We start from the raw sequence: 24895 nt of genomic DNA, 5'->3' as shown, positions 1-24895 counted from the left end.
GTCGCGGCCAAGGAGCTGCAGGCCCCGTACGAACTGGTCAAGGAAGTTGCCGCGACCGGCAAGCTCCCGGTGGTGCTGTTCACCGCCGGCGGCATCGCCACCCCGGCCGACGCCGCGATGATGATGCAGCTCGGCGCCGACGGCGTGTTTGTCGGCTCCGGCATCTTCAAGTCCGGCAACCCGGCCCAGCGGGCCGCCGCCGTCGTGAAGGCCACCACGTTCTACGACGACCCGGACGAGATCGCCAAGGCCTCCCGCGGCCTGGGCGAGGCCATGGTCGGCATCAACGTCGACGAGATCCCGCAGCCGCACCGCCTCGCCGAGCGCGGCTGGTAGCTCAGCAGAACATCGGCGACAGGCGCGCCTAACCCGCTTGGCTTAAGAGAGACTGCAGAGGCTCCATAGACGAGGCGCCTTGGCGCCTCGTTTGTGGAGAAGCAGTCGAACGCCGCCCTTCGCCTTGCGCTTCTGATTGAACGACGACGGCGGCCCGTCACCACGGGACGGCCGCCAGGTTCAGCCCGCCCACCTCCACAGCCGGGGCCGCCGCCCGTTTTAAGACATAAGAAAACCCCTCCGTCCCGGCCAAAATCGCCGGAACGGAGGGGTTCGTGGGGCCCCCTGTCGGATTCGAACCGACGACCCCCGCTTTACAAGCCCTAGGTTGAAGCTTTAACTAGGCGTGCGAACTTGCACGCAGAGGCGCGCTTCGGTCCCGGATTTACAGGAATTTCAGCCCCCAGATAGCACCCGCTGCGTACACGTTCGTAGACGTTAGAACCCCTCCGCGTGGCGAGGCTGGAGGGGATTCGGAGGGGCTATGCGCGAGGAGAGCCGGCCAACCGAACGATCAGCGCTCCGACAACATGGACGATGAGCCACGCGTCATCCAGCTTCGCATCAGTGACGTTGTGTCCGTCGCCGTTCTGGTTCCGTTCCGAGGCCACCCACTCCATAGCTTTCACGACAGCATCCAACATAGGGGCGTCGCGCCCAGGTAGCTGGCCGCTCACACGCACGGAAATGATCTGCTTGCCAAGGACCTTCCCGGGCACGCCCAACGCCTTGAAGGTTTCCTGCAGCGCCGTCCCAGCATCAGTAATCGCGTCAGCTGGCTTGCCGTCCCCGATCTCGTTGAGCGCATCCATGTAGGCGATCTGCGCGCCTTGGAGGTCCGGACGACCATGCAGCAATCTGATTACAGGTTCGACCACCGTCGTGTGGAGCTCAAGAGAATCCAACGGGACGATCTCAGAAGACTCGGCCACGAGACGGAAAGCCACACGATGGGCTTCGAAAATCCGGTTGACGCTCTCGACGAAACCTTGGGAACGTCCGTAGCCACCCACGACCGTCTGGGCGTGGATGGCCTCCACAAATGAAAGGAACAGAGGCTGATCCTCCATCCTCGCGAGCTCCTCGAAAGTGATGGTATCGAGAAGGAGGCCCTCGCTGCGAGAGACGCGAGCAGCCACCAATTCGGCGAACCGGCCCGGGTTAAGGACGTTGAGGTATGAATTCTCGGCCTTGAAAAGATGTGCGATCTTCACCTTGACCTGCGGCGGAACAGACATCGTCCAATGACTCGTTCCCTCAGCTTCTGCCAGTTCCAACTGCTGAACGCGCATACGTTCCCCGTAAAGTGTCACGCGCCCAACAGTAGCGGATGGCACGACTGGCCCCGGGATGCGGAGGGGTCGCCTACGATTAGCGCCATCAGCCCCCGGCGAGGTATCGTTTTTCTCGTCCGATACGAACGGACGACCACACTAGAGATGGCCCAGTAGGGCAAAGGGATCTAGGGGCGCAGTGTCCCGACGATGGACGCCGGCAAAGAACGTGGACTGACCGTTTATCAGTCCAGACTCCACCGGGCACCAAGACTACTTGTCCCGTGTAGCACCGACATTTTCCGTCGGAGCTGCACGGTTTTTTTGTGCCCGAACGCAGCTCCCCGTACTTTCTGGAGCCACCAGTGGCACAATTGCCCCGCAACACCAACCCTCCCGCATACACCCCTGCTGCCGCTGCCGAGTATCTCGGCATGACCGAGCGGCAAGTCCGCGACGCTGCCCGCAAAAACCGCATCACGTACGTCCGGCTTGGGCAGTACTTGCGATTCAGGCTTACGGATCTGAACGAGTACCTGGACACGAACACCGTCCGGGCGGTGCGTGCCGATGACTAGTCCTTCAGCTTCTCACCGGTGTACTCGGACGCCGTGTCGCGGTCTCCCTGCCGACGTGGTGGAATCCACGGCACCGCCTTCGCTCCGTAGGTCGGCGCGGGATGGTTCCTGTTTGTTTCCCAGTTCGGGGTGTGAGCGATCATGAGCTCAAGCGTCCCTCCAAACGGCAAAGATCGCTACGTCCTCCACGGCGTCAACCCTCCCGGCACGGCCGTCACCGACGGTTGGAAGTGGATCAAGGCTCAGCTCCCGCCGGACGCGTACAGCGCTCTCCAGCACCTCGCCGAAACGACCGGTGAATCCCAACGCTCGATCGTCCGCCGCGCCGTTGTCGAACTCCTGCGCTCCGCAGGAGCGCCACATCTCCTCGACGTAGGAACAACCCACACCAGCAGAAGGGCACCCAAGTGAGCCTCGAACCCGTAGTCCACAACGTAGGGGATGCACTCCTGTCCCCCGCACCCCGAGCCGTCGTCGCGGCCAACCGTCTGTCCAGCCTTGAACCGCTGAAGGGCGTCGAGGCGGCCATGGAAGCGCTCGCACGGACAGAGTACGTCATGGCAGAAAAGGCCCTCGAACGGCAGACCACAGACAACGTTGTTGACCAGCTCAGGCTGCAGGTGCGTAACCGTCGCGCCAACAGGAAGGCATAACCCGATGCAAATGAACACATACACGGTCGGCGAAGCTGCCGCTGAGCTGGTCAACGACCAGGCCATCAGCGTGGCCGGACTGACTGTTGACGGCAAGGCGGCGGTTCGGGAGACGGTAGCGGAGCTGACGCAGGCGGTGATGAGCCACTCGGAACGCCAGGCCAACACTGCCACCGAGTTCCTTGGGCAGCTCGAACCCGAGATGGCGGCGCTCGAAGACGCCCGCGTACGCGTCGCCCAGCTCCTCACGGCCCTGCACAACACTCCTGGTTCGCAGGAAGCCCTGCAAGAGGAGTTCTTCGCGTTGGAAGGAGAGGTCAACCGGCTCGCCCGCCGGATCGTGGAGAAGAACGACCGGCTCGGCCACGTCGTGAACGAGCTACTGGACCCTGTGGGCTCCCTCAGCCGTCTCCAGAGCACTTTTCCCACGCTGCGTCGCTCCTACCTCTATCGCTTCGGCAAGTGAACCAAGTAAGGGAGCCCCGCCGCTCTGGATACAAAGCGACGGGGCTCCAAACGACTAACCAACGAAAGGCCTGGAAACCAATGGTCGAGGCTACTCTAACTCTCCGCACGCGGTATCCGCTCCTACCTCCAGGCTTCGTCCGCTGGTCCGAGGCGGACCGGGGTCCGGACCCGCTGGCCCGTAGGTGGCCCATACACCGCCTAACACCCACGGAGCTCGCTACCGTCGCCGTCAGCGTCGATCTCTCGGTAGAACCCACAGAGGACCGCGACTACACCGTTGCCGGCTGGGTAGCTACGCGCCTCCGCGCTCAGGAGCACAACGGCAGCCTGTTTGGGCGGTCCTCCCGGGACATCGCCGCGGAACTGTGGTCCATGTTCTTCGCTGGGCCGAAGCCCCGCTACCCCCACCGAGGCTTCGACATACTTGCCCTCCTTGACGAGACCGGCGACAGCACAGGCGTGGCTGTCTGGATTGATGCAGCACCAACCAAGGAAGCTCCCTACCACTACAGGCCGATGCGCTTCAGTCAGCGGCTCGCGGAACTCAGCGCCCCTTCTGCCAAGCCAGCACCGAGGAGCACGAGAACCCGATGCCCGTAACCGCGATCACTACAGGCTCGGGCAAGGCCGAGCAAGCAGCAGGAATCCTGAAGGCCAGGCACGTCAGCGACGGCTGGGTGTTCTACTGTCCCATTCATCAGTCCGCCCAGTTCGCCGACCCCGCCGGCTACCCCTACAACCCCCAGGACAAGCCCGACGGATACCTCAAGCGCGACGGCGACAACGGCTTCCCCCTCTACAAGTGCGGGTCTCGCGGATGCGATGACGAGCGGAACGCGGACTTCTTGTCCATGCTCCGGGACAAGCTCGGCAACGAGCTGGTGTGGACGCCGGACACGCGGCGTAGGACTGCATTGGACGAGGACAGCGCCGTACAGGTGCCGCTGCCCAGCGAGCGGGAGCTCACTAGATGGGCTGGCTACCTCACCGATGACAACTCTGAGCAGTGGAAGGACGGGCGCCAGCCCTATCTGGACTATCTGACCCGCGAACTCGGGCTGTCGCACGAACAGATTCGCTGCTCCGGCCTCGGCGTTAGGGGCTTCTATGCCGACCCTAGTTCTGGCCTGAACTGGGGCGTGCGAATGACCCTTCCGATCCGCAACCAGGCCGGAGAGCTGGTCGGAGTGCGGCTCTGGAATCCATTTCTCCAGGGACACTCACGAAAATTTCAACGGATCTGGTGGCCTGGGCATGGTTCCGCACACCTCATGGGCGTGGATCGTCTTCCGGCAGAACCCGGCGTCGTCGTCCTTACAGAGGGTGAGAGCGACTACTTTGCCGCACTCGGCGCAAGCATTCCTGCCCTTTGCCATACCGGCGGAGCATTGACTCCGCCGCAGCACTGCGCCGTGCTCGCGGGGTGGAAGGTCGTCGTTGCTTACGACAACGACGAAACGGGCCGTAAGGGAGCGCACACGACGGCTCGGGCGTTGCTGGACGGCGGGGCAACCCCCTACATCTTCAACATCGCCCAACTGGCAGCGCTGGACAAGGCCGACCTCCGGGACGCGCTCAAGCTGCGCGACGCGGCGGAAGTACGGGAAGCGCTGCTAGACGCGGCCAACGGTGCCCCTTGGACGCCGGCAGACGAAAAGAGCGCAAACTTCGAGCAAAAGATCGGCGAAGAAGCCGAGCGGATTCGAATCCGAGACGCTGCCCGGCGGCTAGTAGCAGCGGACGGGTGGACCCCGCCGGACGACAAGGGCACTCTGGCTGACCAGCTGTTGGAACCCGACGTGAAGTTGGCCTGGCACTTCGAAAACCTGGCCTTCCACGGCGCCAACATCGCGGTGATCGCCGAAGCCAAGGCCGGAAAGACGGTGCTCGTCCTGAACGTGATCCGGGCGCTGGTAGACGACGCTCCGCTGTTTGGCTACTTCCCCGTCAAGGACTCGCTCGGTGCGGGAAGGAAGGTCGCGTGGTGGAACGCAGAACTCGTGGAGGCTCAGGCGAAGGAGTGGCTGCGTTCCCTGGGCATCGAGAATCCGGACCGGGTTGTGCCCCTGCACATGCGTGGGGCGCATATGCCGTTCGAGGTCCAGGATGTCGAGGACTGGACCGTGGCCTGGCTGAAGAAGTACGAAGTGGCCGTCTGGATTATTGACCCCAAGTCGGCCCTGTTCGACGGTGAGGAAAACTCCGCGACGGAAAACGGGGCATGGCTCAAGGCCATCGACAGGATCAAGCGCCGCGCCGGGGTTGAAACGGCGTTTCTCGTTCACCACGCCAGCCAGGGCGTGGACCTCGATGAAGCCTCAACCAACGAGATTCAGCGGCTTCGCGGTCGGGGCTCTACCCGGCTCACGGGCTGGCAGGACGTTCAGTGGTCATTCGTGGGCCAGGGATCAGCCGCCAGGTACCTGTCCGCGCTTGGTCGGGATGTGGACCTGCAGCAGTTCGGCGGCCTCTCATACAACCCGGTGACGCGCTCTCTTGTCTGGGATGGGAGCAGTACGTCGGCCAAGGAGACCAGGAACATTCGGATGGCTAGAGAGGCGTGGGACCAACTCCAGGAGGGTGAAGAACTCAACACACGGGAAATCCAGTCCCGGATGAGCGGCCTGAAGCCCGAGTACAAGCGAGAAGCCCTAGATCTTGCGGTCCAGCGGGGTTGGCTCGAACGCCGCAATGGTCCCAGCAATGCTGTTCTCCATAAGCGCGGGAGCGTTAGCCCCAACCAGAAGCTCTCGTTGAAAGCTACAGCGGTGAGAACCAGTGAGAACCAGTGAGAACCACCCCCACCGGTTCTCATCCGTGGGTGTGTGTACCTCCCTTTAGGGGACACACACACGAGGGAAGAACACGACAGGCCTTGAGTGTGTACCCCGAGACGGAGGTACACACTCAACTTCAACAACTAAGGAGAAATGCGATGGGCCACCCCAAGGAACTACAGACCCGATGCAGTGCGCGTCGCAAGTCTGGGAGCGAGTGCAAGAACTGGGCAATCCGAGGCGGCGCTGTGTGCAGGATGCATGGCGGCGGCGCACCCCAGGTCAAGAGGAAAGCAGCTCAGCGCATAGCAGAAGCCGCCGACGACGCAGCTGCCCTGCTCGTGCGGTTCATGGAGGACCCCGTCAACGACGTCAAGGTCCGGACGCAGATCGCCCAGGACCTTCTGAGCCGGGCTGGCTACGCCGGGAAGCAGTCCGTCGATATGACAGTTAGCCGCTTCGAGCATCTCGTCGAAACGGGCGCATTCCTCGTTGACCTCGGCGAGGCCACGCCGGACGAAAGCCTCGCCCTCGAAGCACCGGCGAAGCCTGCCCCGTCCGTCACGCTCCAAAAACGGCGACAGAGGATTTCTCGGTGACGCGGTTCAGCGCCCTTACGGAAGAGGAACGGCGAGCGCTGGTCGTTGCGCTGGCTACGGCGTTCGTCATGGCCGACAGCAGAAGGGCGTGGGTCGGGCTAATACGCGCTTTCGACGAGTTGGAAGCTCCGGAACCCAACGCGGTGCCCCGGCAGGCGCTGGTGGAACAGGTGCGGTGGGCAACCATCGGCCAAAAGCACGACCTGGCCACGAAGTTCGTCGGCGCAGTAGTGCGGGGTTACAGCGACGCCGCGTGTGTAGAGCTTCTAGCCGCCAGCGCCACTGCAAAGCGGGAAGCCCTCCTCCGGACCCACCCCATATGGGACGGGCTGGCAGGAATCACCTCCGGCGGGGCGCTAATGGGCCCTACGCCAGAGAAGCCGGCAGAGAGCTAGGGAGCGTGTGGCTCATGCGAAAACCGCTCGTTAGAGCCGAATTTATGGGCGATGTAGCGATTCTGCGCCGAATGGAGTTCGATTCTCTCTCAAGGCGGAAAGCGTAAACGGACGTTTCAGCCTTGAAGAGCGAATTTCAACGAAGGAGGAACCGATGATTCCCTGCATCGGCACCAAGGCAACCGTGAGCATGCTCGGACAGCCCGTCACGGGCGAAGTGGTCCGAGTTAGCGCGTCGAGCGTGTGGATTCGCGTTCAGCACCCGTCCGGCACGACGCCTACGTTCCGCTACACGCGGCGGACCAATGGCGCATACAGAAAATCCGGAGAAGGCCACCATGCCCGGTCTGTCACGTTCCACCAGGAGGACTGAGCGGTGGACAACGATCGAAGGCGCGTCATCGGGTATGTGCGCGTCAGCACCGACGAGCAGGAAGAATCCGGGTTGGGCGTGGCCGCCCAGATATGCCACATCACGGACGAGTGCGAAAGGCGCGGCTGGGACTTCGAGATTGTGATGGACCTGGGCTGCTCTGGGAAGCACATCAACCCCGAGCTGCGGCGGGCCCTGGACCTCCTGCGGGCGGGCCGGGCAGACGCGCTGATGGTTACGAAGATGGACCGGATGGCTCGGTCTACCAAGAACGCGGCCGACATCATAGAGACGGCCCAGACCCAGGGCTGGAACCTAGTGATGCTGGACGTGGCGATAGACCTGGCCACGCCCGCCGGAGAGGCAATGGCCAACATGCTGGCTACGTTCGCACAGTTCGAGCGCCGCATGATTTCGCAGCGCACAAAGGAAGCTCTCGCGGCTCGCAAGCGCGACGGCAAACACAACGGACGGCGCACGTCCATCCCGGCGGATCTGCTGAACCGCATCTGCGAGCGCCGCGAAGCTGGGGATTCGTTCGGTACGGTCGCCCGAGACCTGACCGCAGACGGATATGTATCCCCCACCGGGCTGACCACCTGGCACGAGAGCACGGTGCGTCGCGCGTACGCGGCCTGCAAGGAGTGGGAAGCAGCATCGCCCTAGAGAAGCTCCGCTTCTCTCATTCGAAGGTCCGCGTATCCGCGAGCATCCGCCGGTTCTCGCACGTCGCGGGTAGAAACGGGTCGCGCGCAAACGCGATCGCTTACGAAGCCCCGAAGGGCGGCGGGCGCGGGGTAGCTGGACTAGCCAGCCGAGGCCGCGCGAAGGAAAGGAAAAGCACAATGGCACACATCAAGGCACTCACCCGTTCCAACGGCGACACCGCCTACGAAGTGCGATGGCGGGACGGCACGCGCCACAAACAGCGCACGTTCAAGATCAAGCGAGAAGCCGAGCGCTTTGCCCTCAAAGTGGAGAACGAGCTAGATGCGGGCAACAGCACTGTCCCACTCGTCAAGAATGCCAAGACCTTCCAGGAAGTGGCCGAGCAGTGCCTCGCGGCGGACAGGGCTCGCCTCAAGCGGAAGACCTTGGAAGGCTACGAGATGACCTTTCGGGTACACGCATACCCCGCGTTCGGGTCGCGGCGAATATCCACGATCACCAGCCAGGACATCGAGAAGTGGCTCGCTGACCTTCGGGCTAAGCCAATCCCCGGCGGCAAGGCTCGGTCGGAAGGTAGCGTGCGCGGGTCGTTCCTGCGCGTCCAGAAGATTTTCACGTACGCCGTAAACCACCGGCTCATACCGTTCAGCCCCATGGACGCCCTGAAAAAGCCCCGGCTCCCCCAGCACAACCCGAACTTCCTTACCTTGGCCGAAGTTGGCCGCCTGGCGGACCGACTGGATGCGTTCGAAGCTCACGGGCTGATCGTCCGGTTCGCTGTGTGGACGGGGCTGCGTTCGGGCGAGCTCGGGGCTCTGCGCATCCGCGATATAGATCTGCTCCACAAGGAGGTCCGCGTTGAGCGCACGATGACCTGGGTCAAGGAAGGCTGGATCTACACGACGCCTAAGTCGGAGAGGTCCCGGCGGTCGGTTCCGCTGCTCAGCGACTCCCTCATTGACGAACTGACGGCCTACCTCGGGCAGCACCCCAGCCGCTCCGACCCCGACGCCGGACTGTGGCCCGGGAAGATCAAGGGGCACCCCCTGGCCACCTATGACCGCGCCTACGACCCCAAAGGGTTTTATCGCTACTCATTCAAGCCGGCAGCCAGGGAACTGGGCATGCCCACGCTGAAGTTCCATGAGCTTCGGCACACCTTCGCCTCGCTGATGGTGAGCTACGGGGTGTCCATGTTCGAGCTGTCCCGACTGATGGGCCACGGCTCCATCGCCGTTACGGACGGCGTCTACGCCCACATGTACAAGAAGGATTACTCCGAACTGCGGAGACTCATAAGTGCCTCGGCGGAGGAGGGCAGAACACCACACACGGTGCAAGCAGGAGCATGAACGTCGGTGCCCCCAGCTAAAGTTGTCTCGATACTCCTCCCAAGAAGGTCAGCCTAATGCTCTCGATTGACGATGTCCGCTCCATACTCGGTCCCGCCGCATACGAACACGATTCTGTTCTCATCTATCAGGGAGACTGCAGCTCTCTCATGGAGCAGCTGCCGCCCGAAAGCGTTCAGCTGACAGTCACATCGCCCCCGTACAACATCGGCAAAGAGTACGAGAGCCCTCTGCCGCTGCACGAATACCTCTCTTGGTGCGAGAACTGGATGGCTGGTGTCCACCGCCTCACGACGGCCAACGGGGCATTTTGGCTCAATATCGGATATGTGCCCGTGACCGACGAAGGCAAGGCGGTCCCTCTCGCTTACATGTTGTGGGACAAGACGCCGTTCTTCATGCTTCAGGAAGTCGTATGGACATACGGGGCGGGTGTATCTACCCGCAAGACTTTCGCCCCACGCAACGAGAAGCTGCTCTGGTACGTCAAGGACCCGAACAAGTACACGTTCAATCTGGACGACGTGCGTGATCCAGATGTGAAATATCCGAACCAGAAGAAGAACGGCAAGCTCAAGTGCAACCCATTGGGGAAAAACCCTGGCGATGTCTGGGCAATTCCTAAAGTAACCTCCGGCGCTGGGCGTTCCTCGGTCGAACGCATGCCGCACCCCGCGCAGTTTCCGGAGGCTCTCATCGAGCGCGTCATTCTCGCGTCCACAAATCCGGGGGACTTGGTCCTGGACCCCTTCATGGGCTCGGGGACGACTGCTGCTGTAGCCCGTCGGCTTGGACGTAATGTGGTCGGATTCGAACTGCGCAGCGACTATATCGAGACGACGGCAACGAGGCTGCAACGACTCAATGTCGCCCTAGATCATGAGCAGCTTTCGCTTATCTAGCAGACACATCCGAGAAGACGAGCGGGAGCTGCCTGGCATACACAAGGCCCGGCAGCGAGGACTGTTGGCCGGAGGCGGAGGCCTGAGCCACCCAGTCAGTCGAATCGAGCCAGCCGTACCGAATCGACTTGATTTTGGGCGTTGAAGACACACTCCATGCCTGAAAGTTAACCGCACAATAGTAGCCCGACTTCGCCTTCTTCGCGACGTCGTCGGTATCTTGCCCGAAGCTCCGATTCCCGAAGATTCCGCTGGCATGCGAGGAAGTCTTTATCTCAATAGAGAACAGGGAATCCGGTACGTAGACGAGATCTTTTTCGCGGCTGCCTGAGTCGCGTCGCCATTCGGGGAGAGTCTTGCTAATAGTCAGTGGAATGAGTTCATGAAGCAAGAAACCCATCACCTGCGGTGATGGCTCGACATCCACCCCTATCTTGGCGACACCAATCTGCGATTCAAAGATGTCGGACCAGCTTTTCAGCACGGCGGCGGTCAGTGTGGGACCGGTCAGTGGCTGCTGGCGCAATAGCCCTCGTGTTATGTCTGCCCACTCCGAATCTGGCCGGCCATAGTAGGGAGAGCTCTCCTTCTTGGGCCGCATCCGATTGCTACGGGTGTTATCAGGAGTGAACGTAAGGTCGTCGACCCAAGAAGTCATGGACCGCGTCCGATTGCTACGGGTGTTGCCAGGAATGAACGTAACGTCGTCGAGCCAAGATGTCATGAGCTGAGGCTATCGGATGGGAGCGGCCTTCCTCCACTAGTGACCAGAGGACACACCCTGCTTCAGTTCAAGTCAGCATGGAGGATGGGGCGTCCGCAAGGCGGAACGTACCCTCCCACGGTCCGAATCGCCAGACGCTGGCCGAAAAGTCCATAAGGATATCGAAGCTGGACGGCACCCGCCCCGCGCAGGGTTTGGAGAGGAGGCCCCCGGAACGGGGAAAAACCCCGCGCCCCACTGGACTAGATTGCAGCGACGGCGCGGTTCTTCGTGGATGCTCAGGCAACCGCACCGGACGAACTCCGGGTGACAACTCCCGACGAAAACCAGCCAACGAGCAGCGCTGCGAGCTGAACGTGCGCCTGAGCTTGTTCCAGCGTGGGGGACACGGCGTTCTGATCTACGTGGCGGTAGTGCTGACCAGCCCACAGAGTTTGCAGCATGTGGTGGATCGTCGTGTTCGGCGGCGCCTTGTCCCCGTCTGTCCTCAGATTGTGGGCCCAGTTGCGTTGGTCTCGGATGTAGGCGACCGCAATGCCCAACGACGGCTTGGGGTGATTGGGACAGACAACCGGGGTGACGGCCCGTTCAACCGCTTTGACGGCGAAGTCCATGGCCTCAGCCGGTTGAGGTTCCATTCCAAAGGCGTAGTGCCATGCCTTCAGCAACAAAGAACCGGCATCACCTGCTTGATTCACTACGCCCTGCACGGTCTCTGCGATGCCTGCCGGCAAGCGAAGGGCCAGCCGTGGAACCCCGCCTGAGATGTCGACGCGATACTTCGAGTGGGACCAATCTAAGGTTCGAGACAGGGATCGAACGTGATCAGCAGCCACCGGAAGACGACTCAGCAGAAAATCAGTTACTCGCATGATTGTTTGCTCGCCTTTTGCGTAAATGGCGCCAACGACATTGTCCCGAGGCATGAACCCCGAAGCAGGTGCACCAAGTGTCAGGCGAAGCGCAGCCTGAACCTCATGGACCAAGGACAGCTTCGCCATATGCTCATCGTGCATGCCTGAGTACTGTCCCTGAAACTGTTGGGTGATCCAGGAGCGCAGCGGTGCCTCCATAGAGTCCGGTATGCCGGCACGGATGACGGACAAGGCAGAAACTTCATCTTCAGTGGCGTCGAACGGAACAAATACCATGCATCCATTGAACCAGCCCTCCTACCGCCAATGGCGCAACGGAGGGGATTTGGAGGGGCTGCCCGGAGGCGGGCAAAGCAAAACCGCGCAGCCACCGGGTTAGTTCCCAGTAGCGGCGCGGTTCTTCGTGGGGCCCCCTGTCGGATTCGAACCGACGACCCCCGCTTTACAAGAGCGGTGCTCTGGCCAACTGAGCTAAGGAGGCATTCCTGCTGCCTGACACAACTCCGGGCCACAAAATGGCGTGGATGTCAGGACGCTAGACAAGATTAGCCCACCGACGCCCGGTGAGAAAAACCCAGAGAAAAACGCGCAACGCCCCTCCCGCCCAGCGAAGGCCTAAAGCGAACCCAAAGCAATGGCCCGGCCCCGGAACGATCCGGGGCCGGGCCATCAACTTGTGGCCTTTAACTGCGCGCCTTCAACGGCATGTGCCGTTGTGCGGTTACTTCTTGGCGTCGATCGCGGCCTGCAGGTACTGGTCGAACGGGGTCTGGGCGCTGTCGCCGACACCCCACTGCTTGCCTTCAACGAACACGGTGGGCGTGCCGGTGATGCCGATTACCGTGGCCTCCTGGGTGGTGTGCTTCACCCACGGACGGTAGGTCTTGCCATCCACGCATGTCTCGATGCTCTTGGCCCCGGCGTCGGTGGCCAGCGTCTTCAGCTCGTTGTCGGAGAGTCCGGCGCTGCCTTCGGCCGGCTGCTTGGCGAACAGCACGTCGACGAAGTCCGAGTACTTCTCCGGGGATTCGTTGACCACGCAGGCTGCGGCGTTGGCCGCGCGCGAGGAGTAGTTCGTGGTGGACCGGCTGTCCAGGAATCCGAGCGGGCGGTACTCCACGGTGATTTTGCCCTCGTTGCGCAGCTTGGTGAGCGTCTCGTTGTACTGCGCCTCGAAGTTCTTGCAGACGGGACAGATGAAGTCGATGTAAAGGACCACCTTGACCGGCTTGCCGGCCTCAGCCTCGGCGCCGGGGGCCGTGACCGGAGACGGCGGCGTGGCCGGAGCGGACGGGAGGTCGGACAGCTTCACGGTTGCGGGATCGGTCTTCGCCACGTCGGTGTTCGCCAGCAGGGTGACACCGCCGTGGATGTTGCCGTTGGCCGGCGTGGGTCCCTCGTCGGCAACCGGGGCGTTGTTCTTGATGTTGGAGGTGACAACCAGCGCGACGATCACGATGATGGCGATGACGGCGGCAACGATGCCCCAGCCGATCAGCAGCTTGTTGCGCTTCTCCTTCTTCAGCTGCGCCTCGCGGATCTCGCGGGCTTTCTCGCGCGCCGCGGCAGTGCGCTCTGCCTTAGACAGTCGGGGTTCGTTTGCGGGGCTCATTGGTTCCTCGGGTCGTTCGGCCAGGGACGGTCCACTCAGTGGCAACGTCATCATTTTAGGGGAGAAACCCGAGAACTTGCGCTTTCAAGTTTCCCTTCCGCCTGCCCAACGGACGAATAGCCCGGAAGATTCCGGGCGGCTAGGGTTGATGGAGAGCCACGAGCGGACCCCAGGGGGCACCAATGCAAGCAACGGACAGCGCCGGCCACGGCACACAGAGCACCACTGAAGCGGCGCGGACGGCCACCGACAGCGCCCCCACCGGCGCCGCGGCAGGGGACCAGTTCGACTTCATGGTGGTGTCCAACCGGCTGCCCGTCGACCGCTGTTCGGCCGACGAGACCGGCTGCGAGGACGGCTGGCGCCGCTCCCCCGGCGGACTCGTGACAGCCCTGGCCCCGATGATGACCAAGACCGACGGCGCGTGGGTGGGCTGGCACGGAGCCCCCGATGAGACGGTCAAGCCTTTCAGCCATGGCGGCATCGACCTGATCCCCGTCCAGCTGAGCACCGAGGACATCGAGCTTTTCTACGAGGGCTTTTCGAACGCCACGTTGTGGCCGCTTTACCACGACGTGATCGCCCCTCCGGAGTTCCACCGCACCTGGTGGGATTCGTACCGGAAGGTCAACCGGAGATTCGCCGACGCCGTCATCCGCCATGCGGCCGAGGGTGCCACCGTCTGGGTGCAGGACTACCAGCTCCAACTGGTTCCCAAGCTGCTCCGGGAGGCCCGGCCGGATCTGAAGATCGGGTTCTTCAACCACATCCCCTTCCCGCCGCCGGAGATCTTTGCCCAGCTCCCGTGGCGCCGGGCGATCATCGACGGCCTCCTGGGGGCGGACCTGGTGGGCTTCCAGCGCAGCAGCGATGCCGGAAACTTCATGCGCTCCGCACGGCGTTTCCTTGGCGCGAGCGTCAAGCAGCAGCAGGTCCATGTCAGGGGCACCGACGGCGAAACCACCCACATCGCGAGGGCCCAGGCGTTCCCGATCTCCATTGATGTCAAGCAGATCACCGAGCTAGCGAAGAAGCCGGAGGTAATCGAGCGGGCGCAGCAGATCCGCCGGGACCTCGGCAATCCCAAGACCATCCTGCTCGGCGTCGACAGGCTCGACTACACCAAGGGCATCCGGCACAGGCTCAAGGCGTACGAGGAACTGCTGCAGGACGCCAAGGTCACCGTCGAGGACGCGACCCTGATCCAGGTGGCCAGCCCCAGCCGTGAGCGTGTGGAGCAGTACCGCCTGCTCCGTGAGGAGGTCGAGGGCACAGTGGGCCACATCAACGGCACCTTCGACACCATGGAGAGCACGGCCGTCCGCTATCTGCACCACAGCTACCCCATCGAAGAGATGGTGTCCCTGTACCTGGCCGCGGACGTCATGCTGGTCACCGCCCTGCGCGACGGCATGAACCTCGTCGCCAAGGAATACGTCACGGCCCGGACAAACAACGACGGAGCGCTGGTATTGAGTGAGTTCGCCGGTGCCGCGGACCAGCTCAAGCAGGCCCTGCTGATGAACCCGCACGACATTGACGGCCTCAAGGACACGATCATGAGGGCCGTCAACATGCAGCCGGCCGAGGCATCACGCCGCATGCGGGCCATGCGCAAGCAGATTCTGGACCACGACGTCGACCTCTGGTCCTCCGACTTCCTGAAAGCCCTCGCCGAAAAGGTTGTACGCGATGACTCCTGACGCCGCCGGAACCCACGATTCAGAGACCAACACTCCAAACACGGCCCCGCTCTCGCTCTCCCCTGAGCTGCTGGCAGCCGTGCGCCGCGTCGCCGGCACCGGGCACCTGCTCGTGGCGATGGACTTCGACGGCACCATGGCACCGCTCGTGGACCATGCCGGCGACGCCCGCGCGCTCCCGCGCTCCGCAGCCGCCTTCGCGGCGCTGACGGAACTGCCCCGGACGACGACGGCGCTCATCTCCGGCCGGGCGCTGGACAGCCTGCGGGCCGTCGCCTCCCCGCCGGAGGAGACGCTGCTGATCGGCAGCCACGGCGCAGAGGTCTGGATGGGGCCCGGCTCCTCGGAACTCATGCTCGACGACGCCCAACGCGAACTCCTGGCCGAGGTCCGCCGGGAGCTTGAGGGAATCGTGGAACAGGCCCCGGGGACCCTTTTGGAAGACAAGCCGGCCGGCGTCGTCCTGCACACGCGGCTCGCGGCGGACGACGTCGCCGAGGACGCCGTCGCCGCGGCGCGGGCGGTCCTGCAGGACCGCAGCGGCGTCTTCCTCAAGTCGGGCAACCGCGTCCTGGAGACCTCCGTCGTGAACGCCTCCAAGGGCGAGGGCATTGCCTTCCTGCGGCAGGCTGCCGGAGCCACGGCCGTGGCCTTCGCCGGAGACGACACCACCGACGAGGACGCCCTGGCCAGCCTCGTCCCGGGCGATCTCGGGGTAAAGGTGGGGCTCGATTTCACCCAGGCTGAGTTCCGGGTGGAGGCGCCGGTGCACGTCTGCGAACTGCTGGAGGCCCTGCTGCGTGAGCGGAAGAAGGCCCTCAACTCCCGGAGCTAACGCGGGCTTACTGAGCGGTCAACCGGGCGTCGGTCACGACTCAGGCTCGTAGCCGATCAACCAGTGCAGTCCGTGACGGTCGAGGACCTGGCCATCTGTCGCGCCCCAGGGCTTCGGGGCAAGGGGATCGATCACCCGGCCGCCAACGGCGAGCTTGTCGAACCACTCGTGGAGAACTGACGGTTCGGCGGTCCCCAGCAGCGAGAGCATGAGGCCTTCGGACCGGACGCTTTTCTCGCCCGCAGCCGCATCCGACCCCGCCAAAGCGACTACGCCGTTCAGCTGTCCGTGGGCAATGGCATCCGGCGGGCCATCGCTGCGGTTGAACTCCTCGTACGTGAACAACGCAAGCTCTCCGCCGAAAACGTCGGCGTAGAAGCCAAGTGCTTCACGCGCCGTGCCGGGGAAACTGACATAGATCTGCAGTGCCGTCATGCGCACAGCATACCTACCCTTTTCTGGCGCCACGTGACGGACCCCACGTGTGACATCCGTAACTTTTTAGCCCATTTGGCATATATCTGACATACTCTGTTTGTGATGTGGCGCACAACTACCGTGCGGCGTCACTGGGTACTCCTCGGCTTCGGCCGAGGAGTATGCGTATGAAATCCCACAATTGAATTAACAACTGCATAAAACGACCATTCACTACGGATCGTCCGGCACGTACCTGCCGGTGAAGGGATTGATAACTGTGGCTACAGTTACTTTTGATAACGCAACACGTCTGTACCCGGGCACCGAGAAGCCCGCTGTTGACAAGCTCAACATTGATATCGCCGATGGCGAATTCCTGGTCCTCGTTGGACCCTCCGGCTGCGGAAAGTCGACCTCCCTGCGCATGCTTGCAGGTCTCGAGGACGTCAACTCCGGCCGCATCCTCATCGGCGACCGCGACGTCACTGACGTCCCGCCGAAGGATCGCGACATCGCCATGGTGTTCCAGAACTACGCCCTGTACCCGCACATGACCGTGGCGGACAACATGGGCTTCGCACTGAAGATCGCCGGCGTCAGCAAGGAAGAGCGCGCCGAACGCGTCCGTGAGGCCGCCAAGCTGCTTGACCTCGAACCGTACCTGGACCGGAAGCCGAAGGCCCTCTCCGGCGGCCAGCGTCAGCGCGTTGCCATGGGCCGGGCCATTGTGCGTAACCCGCAGGTCTTCCTCATGGATGAGCCGCTGTCCAACCTGGATGCCAAGCTGCGCGTGCAGACCCGCACCCAGATCGCGTCCCTGACCCGCCGCCTCGGCGTCACCACCGTCTACGTGACCCACGACCAGGTCGAGGCCATGACCATGGGTGACCGCGTCGCCGTGCTGAAGGACGGCCTGCTGATGCAGGTCGACACCCCGCGCAACCTGTACGACAAGCCCAAGAACGTCTTCGTGGCCGGCTTCATCGGCTCCCCCGCCATGAACCTGCTCGAACTCCCCGTCGTCGACGGCGGCGTGCAGTTCGGCGGAACCGTTTACCCGGTGCCGCGCGACGTCCTCGAGGAAGCCCACGGCCAGACCGTGACCCTCGGTTCCCGCCCGGAAGACCTTGAGACTGTCGCCCAGGGTGAAGGTCTCCAGGTCGAGGTTGACGTCGTCGAAGAACTCGGCGCCGACGCTTACGTCTACGGCCACACCACGCTCGACGGCCAGAGCCACGACATCGTGGCCCGCGTCGACGGCCGCCGCCCCCCAATGAAGGGTGAGTCCATCTGGGTCCGCCCCCAGTCGGGCCACGTACACCTGTTCGACACCAAGACCGGCCTGCGCCTCGGCGACTAGTCCCCACCCACCGGCTCCCTAACCTCGCTCCGCGTCGGTCAGGGAACCCTGCCGGCGTGGGCCCAGCACGACTGACGGCGGTCCTCCCCAGTGGAGGGCCGCCGTCGGGCGTTAACGGCCCTGCTTTAGGCGCGGCCCGCCAAATACGGAAGAATTGATTCATGACCGAGGAAACCCCATGACCGAGGAAAACAGTGCCCAGTGGCACGACGAGCCCACCGACTACGGTCAGATCGGGAAACTGCCCCGGTTCGAGGCCGCCAGCGCCAATGACGACAAGGCCGCGATGGCCTCCAGCTCGCTGAGCATCACGGCCGCCGCCACCGAGCCCGAGCTGCTGGACCTGCCTTGGCACATTGCCCTCGAGGACTGGCCGGCCGAATATCTGGCAGCCCTCCCCCGCGGTATCTCCCGGCACATCGTGCGCTTCGCCCACCTCGGCGGCTCCGTGATCGCCATCAAGGAAACCTCGGAGCACGTGGCCCGCCACGAGTACCACATGCTGCGCAAGCTCGCCCGGCTGGACGTTCCCGGCGTGGAGCCGGTGGCCGTCATCACCGGACGCACCACCCCGGAGGGCCGGCCGCTGAACCCCGTGCTGGTCACCCGGCACCTGAAGTTCTCCATGCCCTACCGTGCGCTCTTCTCCCAGATGCTGCGCAAGGACACCCTGACCCGGCTCATCGACGCCCAGGCCCTGCTGCTGGTCCGGCTGCACCTGATCGGCTTCTACTGGGGCGACGTCTCGCTCTCCAACACCTTGTTCCGCCGGGACGCCGGCGCGTTCGCCGCCTACCTGGTCGATGCCGAGACCGGCGAACTGTACCCGGATTTGTCCACCGGCCAGCGCGAGTACGACCTCGAAATCGCCCGCGTCAACATCGCCGGGGAACTCATGGACCTCCTCGACGGCGGCCTGATCGAGGAGAAGGTGGACCCCGTGGCCACCAGCGAACTGATCATGGACAGCTACCGGCGGTTGTGGACCGAGCTGACGGCAAAGGAATCGTTTGAGATCGGGGAACGCTGGCGCGTGGCCGCCCGGATCCGGCGGCTCAACGAGCTGGGGTTCGACGTCGAGGAATACGCGATCAAGACCACACAGAACGGCTCCACCATCCAGCTCCAGCCGAAGGTCGTCGACGCCGGGCATCACCAGCGCCGACTGCTGCGCCTGACCGGTCTGGACGCCCAGGAAAACCAGGCCCGCCGCCTCCTGAACGACATGGACTCTTTCCGGGCGGACAACAACCCGGGCATGGACGAGGAATACAGCGCGCACCTGTGGGTCAGCCAGATCTTCGAACCGATCGTCCGGGCCATCCCCCGCGACCTCTCCGGCAAGCTCGAGCCGGCCGAGGCGGTGCACGAGGTCCTGGAGCACCGCTGGTACATGTCCGAGAAGGAGAACCGGCACATCCCCCTGGCGGAGGCCGTCCAGTCCTACATCGACAACGAACTCCGCCACCGCCGGGACGAGGCCGCGATCATGCTCAACCCGGACACTGGATTGCTCAAGATCCTTGAGGTGGAGACCGAGGAATCACGCTACGGCGCCGACGACTCAGTGGACGAATACCCCGACTCCGACGACTAAGCCGCGCGCCGGGCATGTTGTGGCACGCCCGCGCTAAATCTCCTTGAGCTAAATCGCCTTGCCGGGGTTCAGGATCCCGGCCGGATCGAAGAGTTCCTTGATCCGGCGCTGCAGCTCACGCACGGGTTCCTTCTGCTCCAGGCCGAGCCAGCGCAGCTTGTACTGCCCGATCCCGTGTTCGCCGGTGATCGTGCCGCCCATGGCCAGGGCCACGGCAATCGACCGGTCCAGGGCGGCGCCCAGGCGGGCCATGGCATCGGGGTCCACGGTATTGTCCACCCGGTCGACCCAGAAGGTGGGGTGCAGGTTGCCGTCACCGGCGTGTGCCACGACTTTGAGCTGCACCCGGTGCTCCGCCGCCATGGACTCGAGCTCGGCGACGTAATCCACCAGCCGCGAACGCGGCACGGCCACGTCCTCGCCCACCCGGTATTCGTCGTCCACCTCGGTCCCTCGGCTGTTGCGGCGCAGTTCGACAAGCTCCTCTGCCTCCGCGTTGGCCTCCATGGTCACCACCGCTCCTCCCGCCACCAGGACCGGGCGGATGGCCGCGGCCTCCGCCGCCGCGCCGAAGCCGTCGGTCTGGATCAGCAGCAGGGATGCCCCGCGCGCGGCCAGGTCCGAGCCGTGGAGGTCATCGAGTTGGGCGAGCGAGCCGCCGTCGAGCAGTTCCATGATGGCCGGCTGCACGCGGGCCCTGCCCACGGCGAGGACCCCGGCCGCGGCGCTGCGGAAGTCCGGGTAGAAGGCGGCGATGGTGTGTACGTCGCGCGGCAGGTACTTCAGCCGCACGGTGACACCGACCACGATCCCCAGGGTCCCCTCCGAGCCGACGAACAGCCCGGTGAGGTCATAGCCGGCGACGCCCTTGAAGGTCTGGTGGCCGGTATGGATGAGGGAGCCGTCCGCGAGGACGACGTCGAGCGCCAGGACAGAGTCGCGGGTCACCCCGTACTTCGCGCAGCGCAGCCCGCCGGCGTTGGTGGCCACGTTGCCGCCGATGGTGGACATCTTGAAGCTCGCAGGATCCGGTGCATACATGAGCCCGTGCACGGCGGCGGCCGCATTCAGGTCGGCGTTAATGACGCCGGGTTCCACGACGGCGGTCTCGTCATCCGGGTTGAGGTCCAGGATGCGGTTCATCCCCTCGAGCGTGAGCACCACGCAGCCTGCGCTCGCGTGGGCGCCCCCGGAGACCCCGGTACCGGCCCCGCGCGCCACAAGCGCGACGCCAAGGGCTGCGCAGGCACGCACAGTTGCCTGCACGTCGGCCACCGATTCGGCGCGGACCACCGCCTGCGGGAGCTGATAATCCAGGACGGGAGCCTGGTCCACGGCATACGCGGCCAGGGTGGTCGCGTCCACGGCAATTTTCTCCGCGCCCAGGGCGGTGGTCAGCTCGTCGATGATGCTACGCATGCGGTCTCCAGTTCGGTCGAATCCGGTTCCCAGTCTATGACTGCGCATTGTCGGTGATGCGGCTCACAGTTGCAAGCGCTTCCAGCTATGCGCGGGATAGTCCAGTTGGTGGTCGAAATTGCCGCCAAAATGTGACTGGAAGCGTTTTCATAATCCGGCGTGGGAGCCCTAGTATTGCCGTCATGTCCGTTGATTCAGTTCTCCTCGCCCCCGCCGCGCTGGCCGGACCTCTGACGGGTCCGCTGACCCCCGTGCACGCCGCAGACAACATTCCGGGATGGTGGCGCTCCGCTGTCATCTATCAGGTCTATCCGCGCTCGTTCCGGGACCTGAACGGCGACGGCATCGGCGATCTCGCCGGAATCACGGCCGAACTGCCCCGCCTTGCGGAACTGGACATCGACGCCGTCTGGCTTTCGCCCTTCTACCGGTCCCCGCAGCGCGACGCCGGCTACGACGTCAGTGACTACTGCGACGTCGACCCCCTGTTCGGCACCCTGGACGATTTCGCCGCCATGATGGCCGAGGCCACCCGGCTGGGAATGCGGATGATCGTTGACCTGGTGCCCAACCACTGCTCGGACCAGCACCACGCTTTCCAGGCTGCCCTGGCCGCGCCTGCCGGCAGCCCGGAGCGGGACATGTTCATCTTCCGAGACGGCCGCGGAGCATTCGGCGAGGAGCCGCCGAACAACTGGCAGTCCCACTTTGGCGGTTCAGCCTGGACCCGGATCACCGAACCGGACGGCGCCCCCGGGCAGTGGTACCTGCACCTCTTCGACTCCTCCCAGCCGGACTTCAACTGGGACAACCGCGCCGTCCACGAAGAATTCGAACGGGTCCTGCGCTTCTGGCTGGAGCGCGGGGTCTCCGGTTTCCGGGTGGACGTGGCGCACGCCCTCGTGAAGGCCCCGGGCCTGCCCGAGTGGGGCGGACGGGCGGACGGCAGCAGCTCCCACGGCTTCCCCGGAAGCGACGCTCCGATGTTTGGCCAGCCCGCGCTCCACGACATCTACCGGCGGTGGCGTCAGATTCTCGCCGAGTACGGCCCCGACCGGATCCTCTGCGCCGAGGCAAACGTGGACCCGCTCCCCCGGCTCGCCGATTGGGTGCGCCCGGACGAAATGCACCAGGCCTTCAACTTCCCCTACCTGCACGCGGGCCTGGACGTGCACCGGATGCGCCACATCGTCACGGAGTCACTGACGGCACTGGACGCCGTCGCCGCGCCCAGCACGTGGGTGCTCTCCAACCACGACGTCGTCCGCCACGCCACCCGCTTCGGGTACGACGGCCACGCTCCGCGCGACGGTGACGGAATCGGCACCTGGGATCCGCAGCCGAACGAGGAGCTCGGACGGTCCCGGGCGGCCGCGGCGTCCCTGTTCATGCTGGGGCTGCCCGGCGGGGCCTACCTCTACCAGGGTGAAGAGCTTGGCCTGCCGGACGGGATCGACATCCCGGACACCCGCCGCCAGGACCCCACGTTCGCCCGCACCGGCGGCGCACGGCTGGGCCGCGACGGCTGCCGAGTCCCGCTGCCCTGGCGGGCCGGGGAACGCAACGCCGGATTCGGCCACGGGCAGGACCCCTGGCTGCCGCAGCCGGAAAGTTTCTCACGGCTGGCCCGGGATGTGCAGTCCGCTTCGCCGTCGTCGCATCTGAGCCTCTACAAGCGCATGCTGGAGCTGCGCCGCCGGCTCGACCTTGGCCGCGGCTCGCTGTCCTGGTACGAGGACCTCTGCACCGATACGAGCCTTGCTTTCCTCAACGGCTCCACGCTGGTCCTGCTGAATGTCGGGTCCGAGCCCCTGGAGCTGCCCGCCGGACGGGTGCTGCTGCGCAGTTCAACGCCCACGGGTGCCGGCTACGACGCCGGGGACATGGCCGGCGCGGGCGATCCGTTAGGCTCAGGTGAAGCTGTTTGGCTGGAAATCTATCTCGAGGACACGGAGGGCTAGGCATGCCCGGCATCAAGGACGTCGCGGAACGGGCCGGCCTCTCCATCGCCACCGTTTCACGCGCCTTGAGCGGCAAGGGCAATGTCTCACCGCGTAGCCGGGAGCGGGCCCGCACCGCCGCCGCAGAGCTCGGTTTCGTCGCGTCGTACCAGGCCTCCGGACTGGCCTCCGGACGGACCCACAATGTGGGCCTCGTTGTCCCTTCCGTCCACCGGTGGTTCTTTTCCTCGGTGGTCGAAGGTGTCTCGGCGACCCTCCTGGATGCCGGCTACGACCTCACGCTGTACAACGTCAGCCAGGGCCGGGAGCGCCGCCACAGTGTGCTGAACGACTTCCTCCTGCGCAAACGCGTGGATGCCGTGATCGCCGTGTCGCTGGAGCTCTCCGAGACCGAGATCGACCAGCTGCTGGCCATCCATCGCCCCATCGTGGGGATCGGCGGCCCGTTACCCGGGGCTTCGACCATCCGCATCAATGACGCCGGTATTGCGGAGGCCGCGGCCCGGCACCTCATCCAGCTTGGCCACAGCAAAATTGCCCACATGACCGGCGATGCCGCCTACGAGCAGGATTTCCGCCTTCCCGGCACGCGCCAGGCGGGGTTCAAGAAGGCCATGCGGGACGCCGGACTGGTGGTCCGGCCGGGATGGCAGGTCTCCGCCGACTTCACGATCCGGGGCGCCTACGCCAACGCCCGTGAGCTGCTCGGCGGCTCTCCGGAGCGTCCCACGGCCGTCTTTGGCGCCTCGGACGAGATGGCGATCGGCACGATCCTCGCTGCCCGGGATTTCGGGTTGCGGGTGCCGCAGGATCTCTCCGTCATCGGCATCGACGGCCATGAGCTGGGTGAAGTCTTCGGGCTGACCACGATCGATCAGGACGCGCGGGGCCAGGGTGCGTTGGCCGTGCGGCGTTTGCTGGCCAGGCTCGACGGCGCCGGAGACACGGCGGCCGCGCACACCGAATACCCCACGCGCTTCATCATCCGGTCCAGCACCGCTGTTCCGCCCGTCGACCAGGGACCTTTGCGCGCCTAGGTCCGGGCTAGATCCGGACTGTGCATGCCGGGGGGCTGGCCGCCGGGTCTGTCCGCCGGTAGGGACGAACGGGCCTCTCCCAGGAGCCGCTCAGGCCTCGGGGCTGTCCGCGCCGGCACCACCCATGAACCGAACGAAGCGGTCCAGGACGGCGGGCCAGCCTGCCGCATACTCCGCCCGGGCTGCCGCGGGGTCCTCGGCGCCCTCCCAGCCGCTGTGAACCAGGCGGAGCTCTGTCCCCTCGCCTACCGCCCTGAACGCCACCCGGAGCTCGGTGGACCACATGGCAGTGGTTCCGGGGTGCCAGCTGGCGTGGAAGGACAGCGGGGGCTGCCAGTCGTCAATCGATCCCCAAACAGCCGTCCGGCCGTCATCCGAGGATTCCATGATCAGGTTCTCCTCGAACTCGACATAGGAGCCGGCGCCATAGACGCTGTGGTCCTCGAGCGGCCACCAGAGGTGCGTGTGTTCCGTGAATCCCATGAAGGCCCGGGCAACTGCGCCCGGCACCACAACGCTGACGACGACGGGATCGAGTTCGTCCGCCGCGGCAGGTTCCGGCGCGCCGGACGGAGCATGGCTGAAGAGGTTATCCATGGGCAACAACTCTACCCGCGCAGGCAGCTCCCTGATCCAGGGGTGGGCGGCGGCGGCTGTGACGCTCTCTCACATTTGGCGGGATGTCCTGTGACACTCCCTCACCTTGGGCGGGGTGTGGCGGGATGCTCCCTCACGTTTGGCGGGGTGTGGCGGGATGCTCCCTCACGTTTGGCGGGGTGTGGCGGGATGCTCCCTCACGTTTGGCGGGGTCCGGGCTGAATGACGGGTTAAATGCGGGAGGACCCCCACCTGGTGGTGGGGGTCCTCGACCGTTAATGGTGTTCCGGCGGTGACCTACTCTCCCACACCCTCCCGGGTGCAGTACCATCGGCGCTGTGGGTCTTAGCTTCCGGGTTCGGGATGGGACCGGGCGTTT

Annotated in this window: 25 protein-coding genes, 1 tRNA gene and 1 rRNA gene; 18 read left to right on the top strand and 9 right to left on the bottom strand. The window is 64.5% G+C overall.

Annotated elements, in window-relative coordinates:
- On the top strand, positions 1 to 336 hold a 336-nt coding region (locus AC1D0A_RS21520), incomplete at its 5' end, for a beta/alpha barrel domain-containing protein (protein WP_476945237.1).
- Between the two features lie 482 nt (positions 337 to 818).
- On the opposite strand, the gene AC1D0A_RS21515 is transcribed toward AC1D0A_RS21520, so the two are convergent.
- Positions 819 to 1628 carry a hypothetical protein gene (locus tag AC1D0A_RS21515; protein WP_476946796.1) on the bottom strand — a complete coding sequence of 270 codons (810 nt, stop codon included), beginning with the start codon at positions 1626 to 1628 and terminating at the stop codon, positions 819 to 821.
- Positions 1629 to 1975: 347 nt separating this feature from the next.
- Between AC1D0A_RS21515 and AC1D0A_RS21510 the strand changes: the two genes are divergently transcribed.
- The 11 genes from AC1D0A_RS21510 (at position 1976) to AC1D0A_RS21460 (ending at position 10376) form a co-directional block, all read left to right on the top strand.
- On the top strand, positions 1976 to 2188 hold the full coding sequence (locus tag AC1D0A_RS21510) for a helix-turn-helix domain-containing protein (protein WP_476946795.1): 213 nt from the start codon (positions 1976 to 1978) through the stop codon (positions 2186 to 2188).
- Between the two features lie 141 nt (positions 2189 to 2329).
- Positions 2330 to 2599, top strand: a complete 270-nt coding sequence (locus tag AC1D0A_RS21505) for a hypothetical protein (RefSeq protein WP_476946794.1) — start codon at positions 2330 to 2332, stop codon at positions 2597 to 2599.
- Positions 2596 to 2841 carry a hypothetical protein gene (locus tag AC1D0A_RS21500; protein ID WP_476946793.1) on the top strand — a complete coding sequence of 82 codons (246 nt, stop codon included), beginning with the start codon at positions 2596 to 2598 and terminating at the stop codon, positions 2839 to 2841. Before AC1D0A_RS21505 ends, AC1D0A_RS21500 begins: the two co-directional genes overlap by 4 nt.
- 4 nt (positions 2842 to 2845) lie before the next feature.
- Positions 2846 to 3307 (top strand): hypothetical protein, encoded by a 462-nt coding sequence (locus tag AC1D0A_RS21495; protein ID WP_476946792.1) that lies wholly within the window; start codon positions 2846 to 2848, stop codon positions 3305 to 3307.
- Positions 3308 to 3387: 80 nt separating this feature from the next.
- Positions 3388 to 3909: a hypothetical protein gene (locus tag AC1D0A_RS21490; protein ID WP_476946791.1), complete on the top strand. Its 522-nt coding sequence runs from the start codon at positions 3388 to 3390 to the stop codon at positions 3907 to 3909.
- Positions 3900 to 6101 carry an AAA family ATPase gene (locus AC1D0A_RS21485; protein ID WP_476946790.1) on the top strand — a complete coding sequence of 734 codons (2202 nt, stop codon included), beginning with the start codon at positions 3900 to 3902 and terminating at the stop codon, positions 6099 to 6101. The genes AC1D0A_RS21490 and AC1D0A_RS21485 overlap by 10 nt, the downstream gene beginning before the upstream one ends.
- A gap of 233 nt (positions 6102 to 6334) precedes the next feature.
- A complete protein-coding gene (locus AC1D0A_RS21480) occupies positions 6335 to 6685 on the top strand; it encodes a hypothetical protein (RefSeq protein ID WP_476946789.1) in 351 nt (116 codons plus the stop codon).
- Positions 6682 to 7080, top strand: coding sequence for a hypothetical protein (locus tag AC1D0A_RS21475; protein ID WP_476946788.1), 399 nt, complete (start codon positions 6682 to 6684; stop codon positions 7078 to 7080). The genes AC1D0A_RS21480 and AC1D0A_RS21475 overlap by 4 nt, the downstream gene beginning before the upstream one ends.
- A gap of 376 nt (positions 7081 to 7456) precedes the next feature.
- Entirely contained in the window at positions 7457 to 8119 is a 663-nt protein-coding gene (locus AC1D0A_RS21470; RefSeq protein WP_476946787.1) for a recombinase family protein, read from the top strand.
- 179 nt (positions 8120 to 8298) lie between these two features.
- On the top strand, positions 8299 to 9474 hold the full coding sequence (locus AC1D0A_RS21465; protein ID WP_476946786.1) for a tyrosine-type recombinase/integrase: 1176 nt from the start codon (positions 8299 to 8301) through the stop codon (positions 9472 to 9474).
- Between the two features lie 56 nt (positions 9475 to 9530).
- Complete coding sequence (locus AC1D0A_RS21460; RefSeq protein ID WP_476946785.1) at positions 9531 to 10376, top strand: DNA-methyltransferase; 846 nt, start codon at positions 9531 to 9533, stop codon at positions 10374 to 10376.
- Here AC1D0A_RS21460 and AC1D0A_RS21455 read toward each other — a convergent pair.
- From AC1D0A_RS21455 to AC1D0A_RS21440, 4 genes are all read right to left on the bottom strand, one after another.
- Positions 10369 to 11100, bottom strand: a complete 732-nt coding sequence (locus AC1D0A_RS21455; RefSeq protein WP_476946784.1) for a ScaI family restriction endonuclease — start codon at positions 11098 to 11100, stop codon at positions 10369 to 10371. The two genes, AC1D0A_RS21460 and AC1D0A_RS21455, sit on opposite strands and share 8 nt — an antisense overlap.
- 278 nt (positions 11101 to 11378) lie before the next feature.
- Entirely contained in the window at positions 11379 to 12251 is an 873-nt protein-coding gene (locus tag AC1D0A_RS21450; protein WP_476946783.1) for a hypothetical protein, read from the bottom strand.
- A 128-nt stretch (positions 12252 to 12379) separates the two neighbouring features.
- Positions 12380 to 12456, bottom strand: a tRNA-Thr gene (locus AC1D0A_RS21445).
- Between the two features lie 240 nt (positions 12457 to 12696).
- Complete coding sequence (locus tag AC1D0A_RS21440; protein WP_028278087.1) at positions 12697 to 13587, bottom strand: DsbA family protein; 891 nt, start codon at positions 13585 to 13587, stop codon at positions 12697 to 12699.
- 293 nt (positions 13588 to 13880) lie between these two features.
- Between AC1D0A_RS21440 and AC1D0A_RS21435 the strand changes: the two genes are divergently transcribed.
- Together AC1D0A_RS21435 and otsB are read left to right on the top strand one after the other, a co-directional pair.
- Complete coding sequence (locus tag AC1D0A_RS21435; RefSeq protein ID WP_243182222.1) at positions 13881 to 15290, top strand: alpha,alpha-trehalose-phosphate synthase (UDP-forming); 1410 nt, start codon at positions 13881 to 13883, stop codon at positions 15288 to 15290.
- Positions 15280 to 16125, top strand: coding sequence for a trehalose-phosphatase (gene otsB, locus AC1D0A_RS21430; protein ID WP_243182215.1), 846 nt, complete (start codon positions 15280 to 15282; stop codon positions 16123 to 16125). Before AC1D0A_RS21435 ends, otsB begins: the two co-directional genes overlap by 11 nt.
- 33 nt (positions 16126 to 16158) lie before the next feature.
- Here otsB and AC1D0A_RS21425 read toward each other — a convergent pair whose 3' ends face one another.
- The gene (locus AC1D0A_RS21425; RefSeq protein ID WP_243182214.1) at positions 16159 to 16560 is read right to left on the bottom strand and encodes a VOC family protein; all 402 of its coding nucleotides are present in this window, start codon (positions 16558 to 16560) and stop codon (positions 16159 to 16161) included.
- 262 nt (positions 16561 to 16822) lie between these two features.
- Here AC1D0A_RS21425 and AC1D0A_RS21420 point away from each other — a divergent pair, with 262 nt between their 5' ends.
- A complete protein-coding gene (locus AC1D0A_RS21420) occupies positions 16823 to 17905 on the top strand; it encodes an ABC transporter ATP-binding protein (protein ID WP_018775851.1) in 1083 nt (360 codons plus the stop codon).
- A gap of 178 nt (positions 17906 to 18083) precedes the next feature.
- Positions 18084 to 19502, top strand: coding sequence for a DUF4032 domain-containing protein (locus AC1D0A_RS21415; RefSeq protein WP_243182213.1), 1419 nt, complete (start codon positions 18084 to 18086; stop codon positions 19500 to 19502).
- Positions 19503 to 19550: 48 nt separating this feature from the next.
- Here AC1D0A_RS21415 and AC1D0A_RS21410 read toward each other — a convergent pair whose 3' ends face one another.
- Entirely contained in the window at positions 19551 to 20921 is a 1371-nt protein-coding gene (locus AC1D0A_RS21410; RefSeq protein WP_243182212.1) for an FAD-binding oxidoreductase, read from the bottom strand.
- 182 nt (positions 20922 to 21103) lie between these two features.
- On the opposite strand from AC1D0A_RS21410, the gene AC1D0A_RS21405 reads away from it, so the two are divergent.
- Together AC1D0A_RS21405 and AC1D0A_RS21400 are read left to right on the top strand one after the other, a co-directional pair.
- Positions 21104 to 22882 (top strand): glycoside hydrolase family 13 protein, encoded by a 1779-nt coding sequence (locus tag AC1D0A_RS21405; protein WP_243182211.1) that lies wholly within the window; start codon positions 21104 to 21106, stop codon positions 22880 to 22882.
- A gap of 2 nt (positions 22883 to 22884) precedes the next feature.
- Positions 22885 to 23919, top strand: coding sequence for a LacI family DNA-binding transcriptional regulator (locus AC1D0A_RS21400; protein WP_476946782.1), 1035 nt, complete (start codon positions 22885 to 22887; stop codon positions 23917 to 23919).
- Positions 23920 to 24009: 90 nt separating this feature from the next.
- On the opposite strand, the gene AC1D0A_RS21395 is transcribed toward AC1D0A_RS21400, so the two are convergent.
- Entirely contained in the window at positions 24010 to 24516 is a 507-nt protein-coding gene (locus AC1D0A_RS21395; protein WP_243182209.1) for an SRPBCC domain-containing protein, read from the bottom strand.
- 284 nt (positions 24517 to 24800) lie between these two features.
- Positions 24801 to 24895: ribosomal RNA gene (rrf, locus tag AC1D0A_RS21390) — 5S ribosomal RNA — on the bottom strand; the annotation flags it as partial.

The sequence above is a fragment of the Arthrobacter sp. P1_D4 genome, assembly GCF_056406115.1.
This window is presented reverse-complemented; position numbering and strand designations above follow the sequence as displayed.

Excerpts from the sequence above, each read along its gene's own strand:
- AC1D0A_RS21515 (WP_476946796.1), bottom strand. The coding sequence starts at position 1,628 with ATGCGCGTTCAGCAGTTGGAACTGGCAGAAGCTGAGGGAACGAGTCAT.
- AC1D0A_RS21505 (WP_476946794.1), top strand. The coding sequence starts at position 2,330 with ATGAGCTCAAGCGTCCCTCCAAACGGCAAAGATCGCTACGTCCTCCAC.
- AC1D0A_RS21495 (WP_476946792.1), top strand. The coding sequence starts at position 2,846 with ATGCAAATGAACACATACACGGTCGGCGAAGCTGCCGCTGAGCTGGTC.
- AC1D0A_RS21490 (WP_476946791.1), top strand. The coding sequence starts at position 3,388 with ATGGTCGAGGCTACTCTAACTCTCCGCACGCGGTATCCGCTCCTACCT.
- AC1D0A_RS21485 (WP_476946790.1), top strand. The coding sequence starts at position 3,900 with ATGCCCGTAACCGCGATCACTACAGGCTCGGGCAAGGCCGAGCAAGCA.
- AC1D0A_RS21465 (WP_476946786.1), top strand. The coding sequence starts at position 8,299 with ATGGCACACATCAAGGCACTCACCCGTTCCAACGGCGACACCGCCTAC.
- AC1D0A_RS21460 (WP_476946785.1), top strand. The coding sequence starts at position 9,531 with ATGCTCTCGATTGACGATGTCCGCTCCATACTCGGTCCCGCCGCATAC.
- AC1D0A_RS21455 (WP_476946784.1), bottom strand. The coding sequence starts at position 11,100 with ATGACATCTTGGCTCGACGACGTTACGTTCATTCCTGGCAACACCCGT.
- AC1D0A_RS21450 (WP_476946783.1), bottom strand. The coding sequence starts at position 12,251 with ATGGTATTTGTTCCGTTCGACGCCACTGAAGATGAAGTTTCTGCCTTG.
- AC1D0A_RS21440 (WP_028278087.1), bottom strand. The coding sequence starts at position 13,587 with ATGAGCCCCGCAAACGAACCCCGACTGTCTAAGGCAGAGCGCACTGCC.
- AC1D0A_RS21435 (WP_243182222.1), top strand. The coding sequence starts at position 13,881 with ATGGTGGTGTCCAACCGGCTGCCCGTCGACCGCTGTTCGGCCGACGAG.
- otsB (WP_243182215.1), top strand. The coding sequence starts at position 15,280 with ATGACTCCTGACGCCGCCGGAACCCACGATTCAGAGACCAACACTCCA.
- AC1D0A_RS21425 (WP_243182214.1), bottom strand. The coding sequence starts at position 16,560 with ATGACGGCACTGCAGATCTATGTCAGTTTCCCCGGCACGGCGCGTGAA.
- AC1D0A_RS21415 (WP_243182213.1), top strand. The coding sequence starts at position 18,084 with ATGACCGAGGAAAACAGTGCCCAGTGGCACGACGAGCCCACCGACTAC.
- AC1D0A_RS21410 (WP_243182212.1), bottom strand. The coding sequence starts at position 20,921 with ATGCGTAGCATCATCGACGAGCTGACCACCGCCCTGGGCGCGGAGAAA.
- AC1D0A_RS21405 (WP_243182211.1), top strand. The coding sequence starts at position 21,104 with ATGTCCGTTGATTCAGTTCTCCTCGCCCCCGCCGCGCTGGCCGGACCT.
- AC1D0A_RS21400 (WP_476946782.1), top strand. The coding sequence starts at position 22,885 with ATGCCCGGCATCAAGGACGTCGCGGAACGGGCCGGCCTCTCCATCGCC.
- AC1D0A_RS21395 (WP_243182209.1), bottom strand. The coding sequence starts at position 24,516 with ATGGATAACCTCTTCAGCCATGCTCCGTCCGGCGCGCCGGAACCTGCC.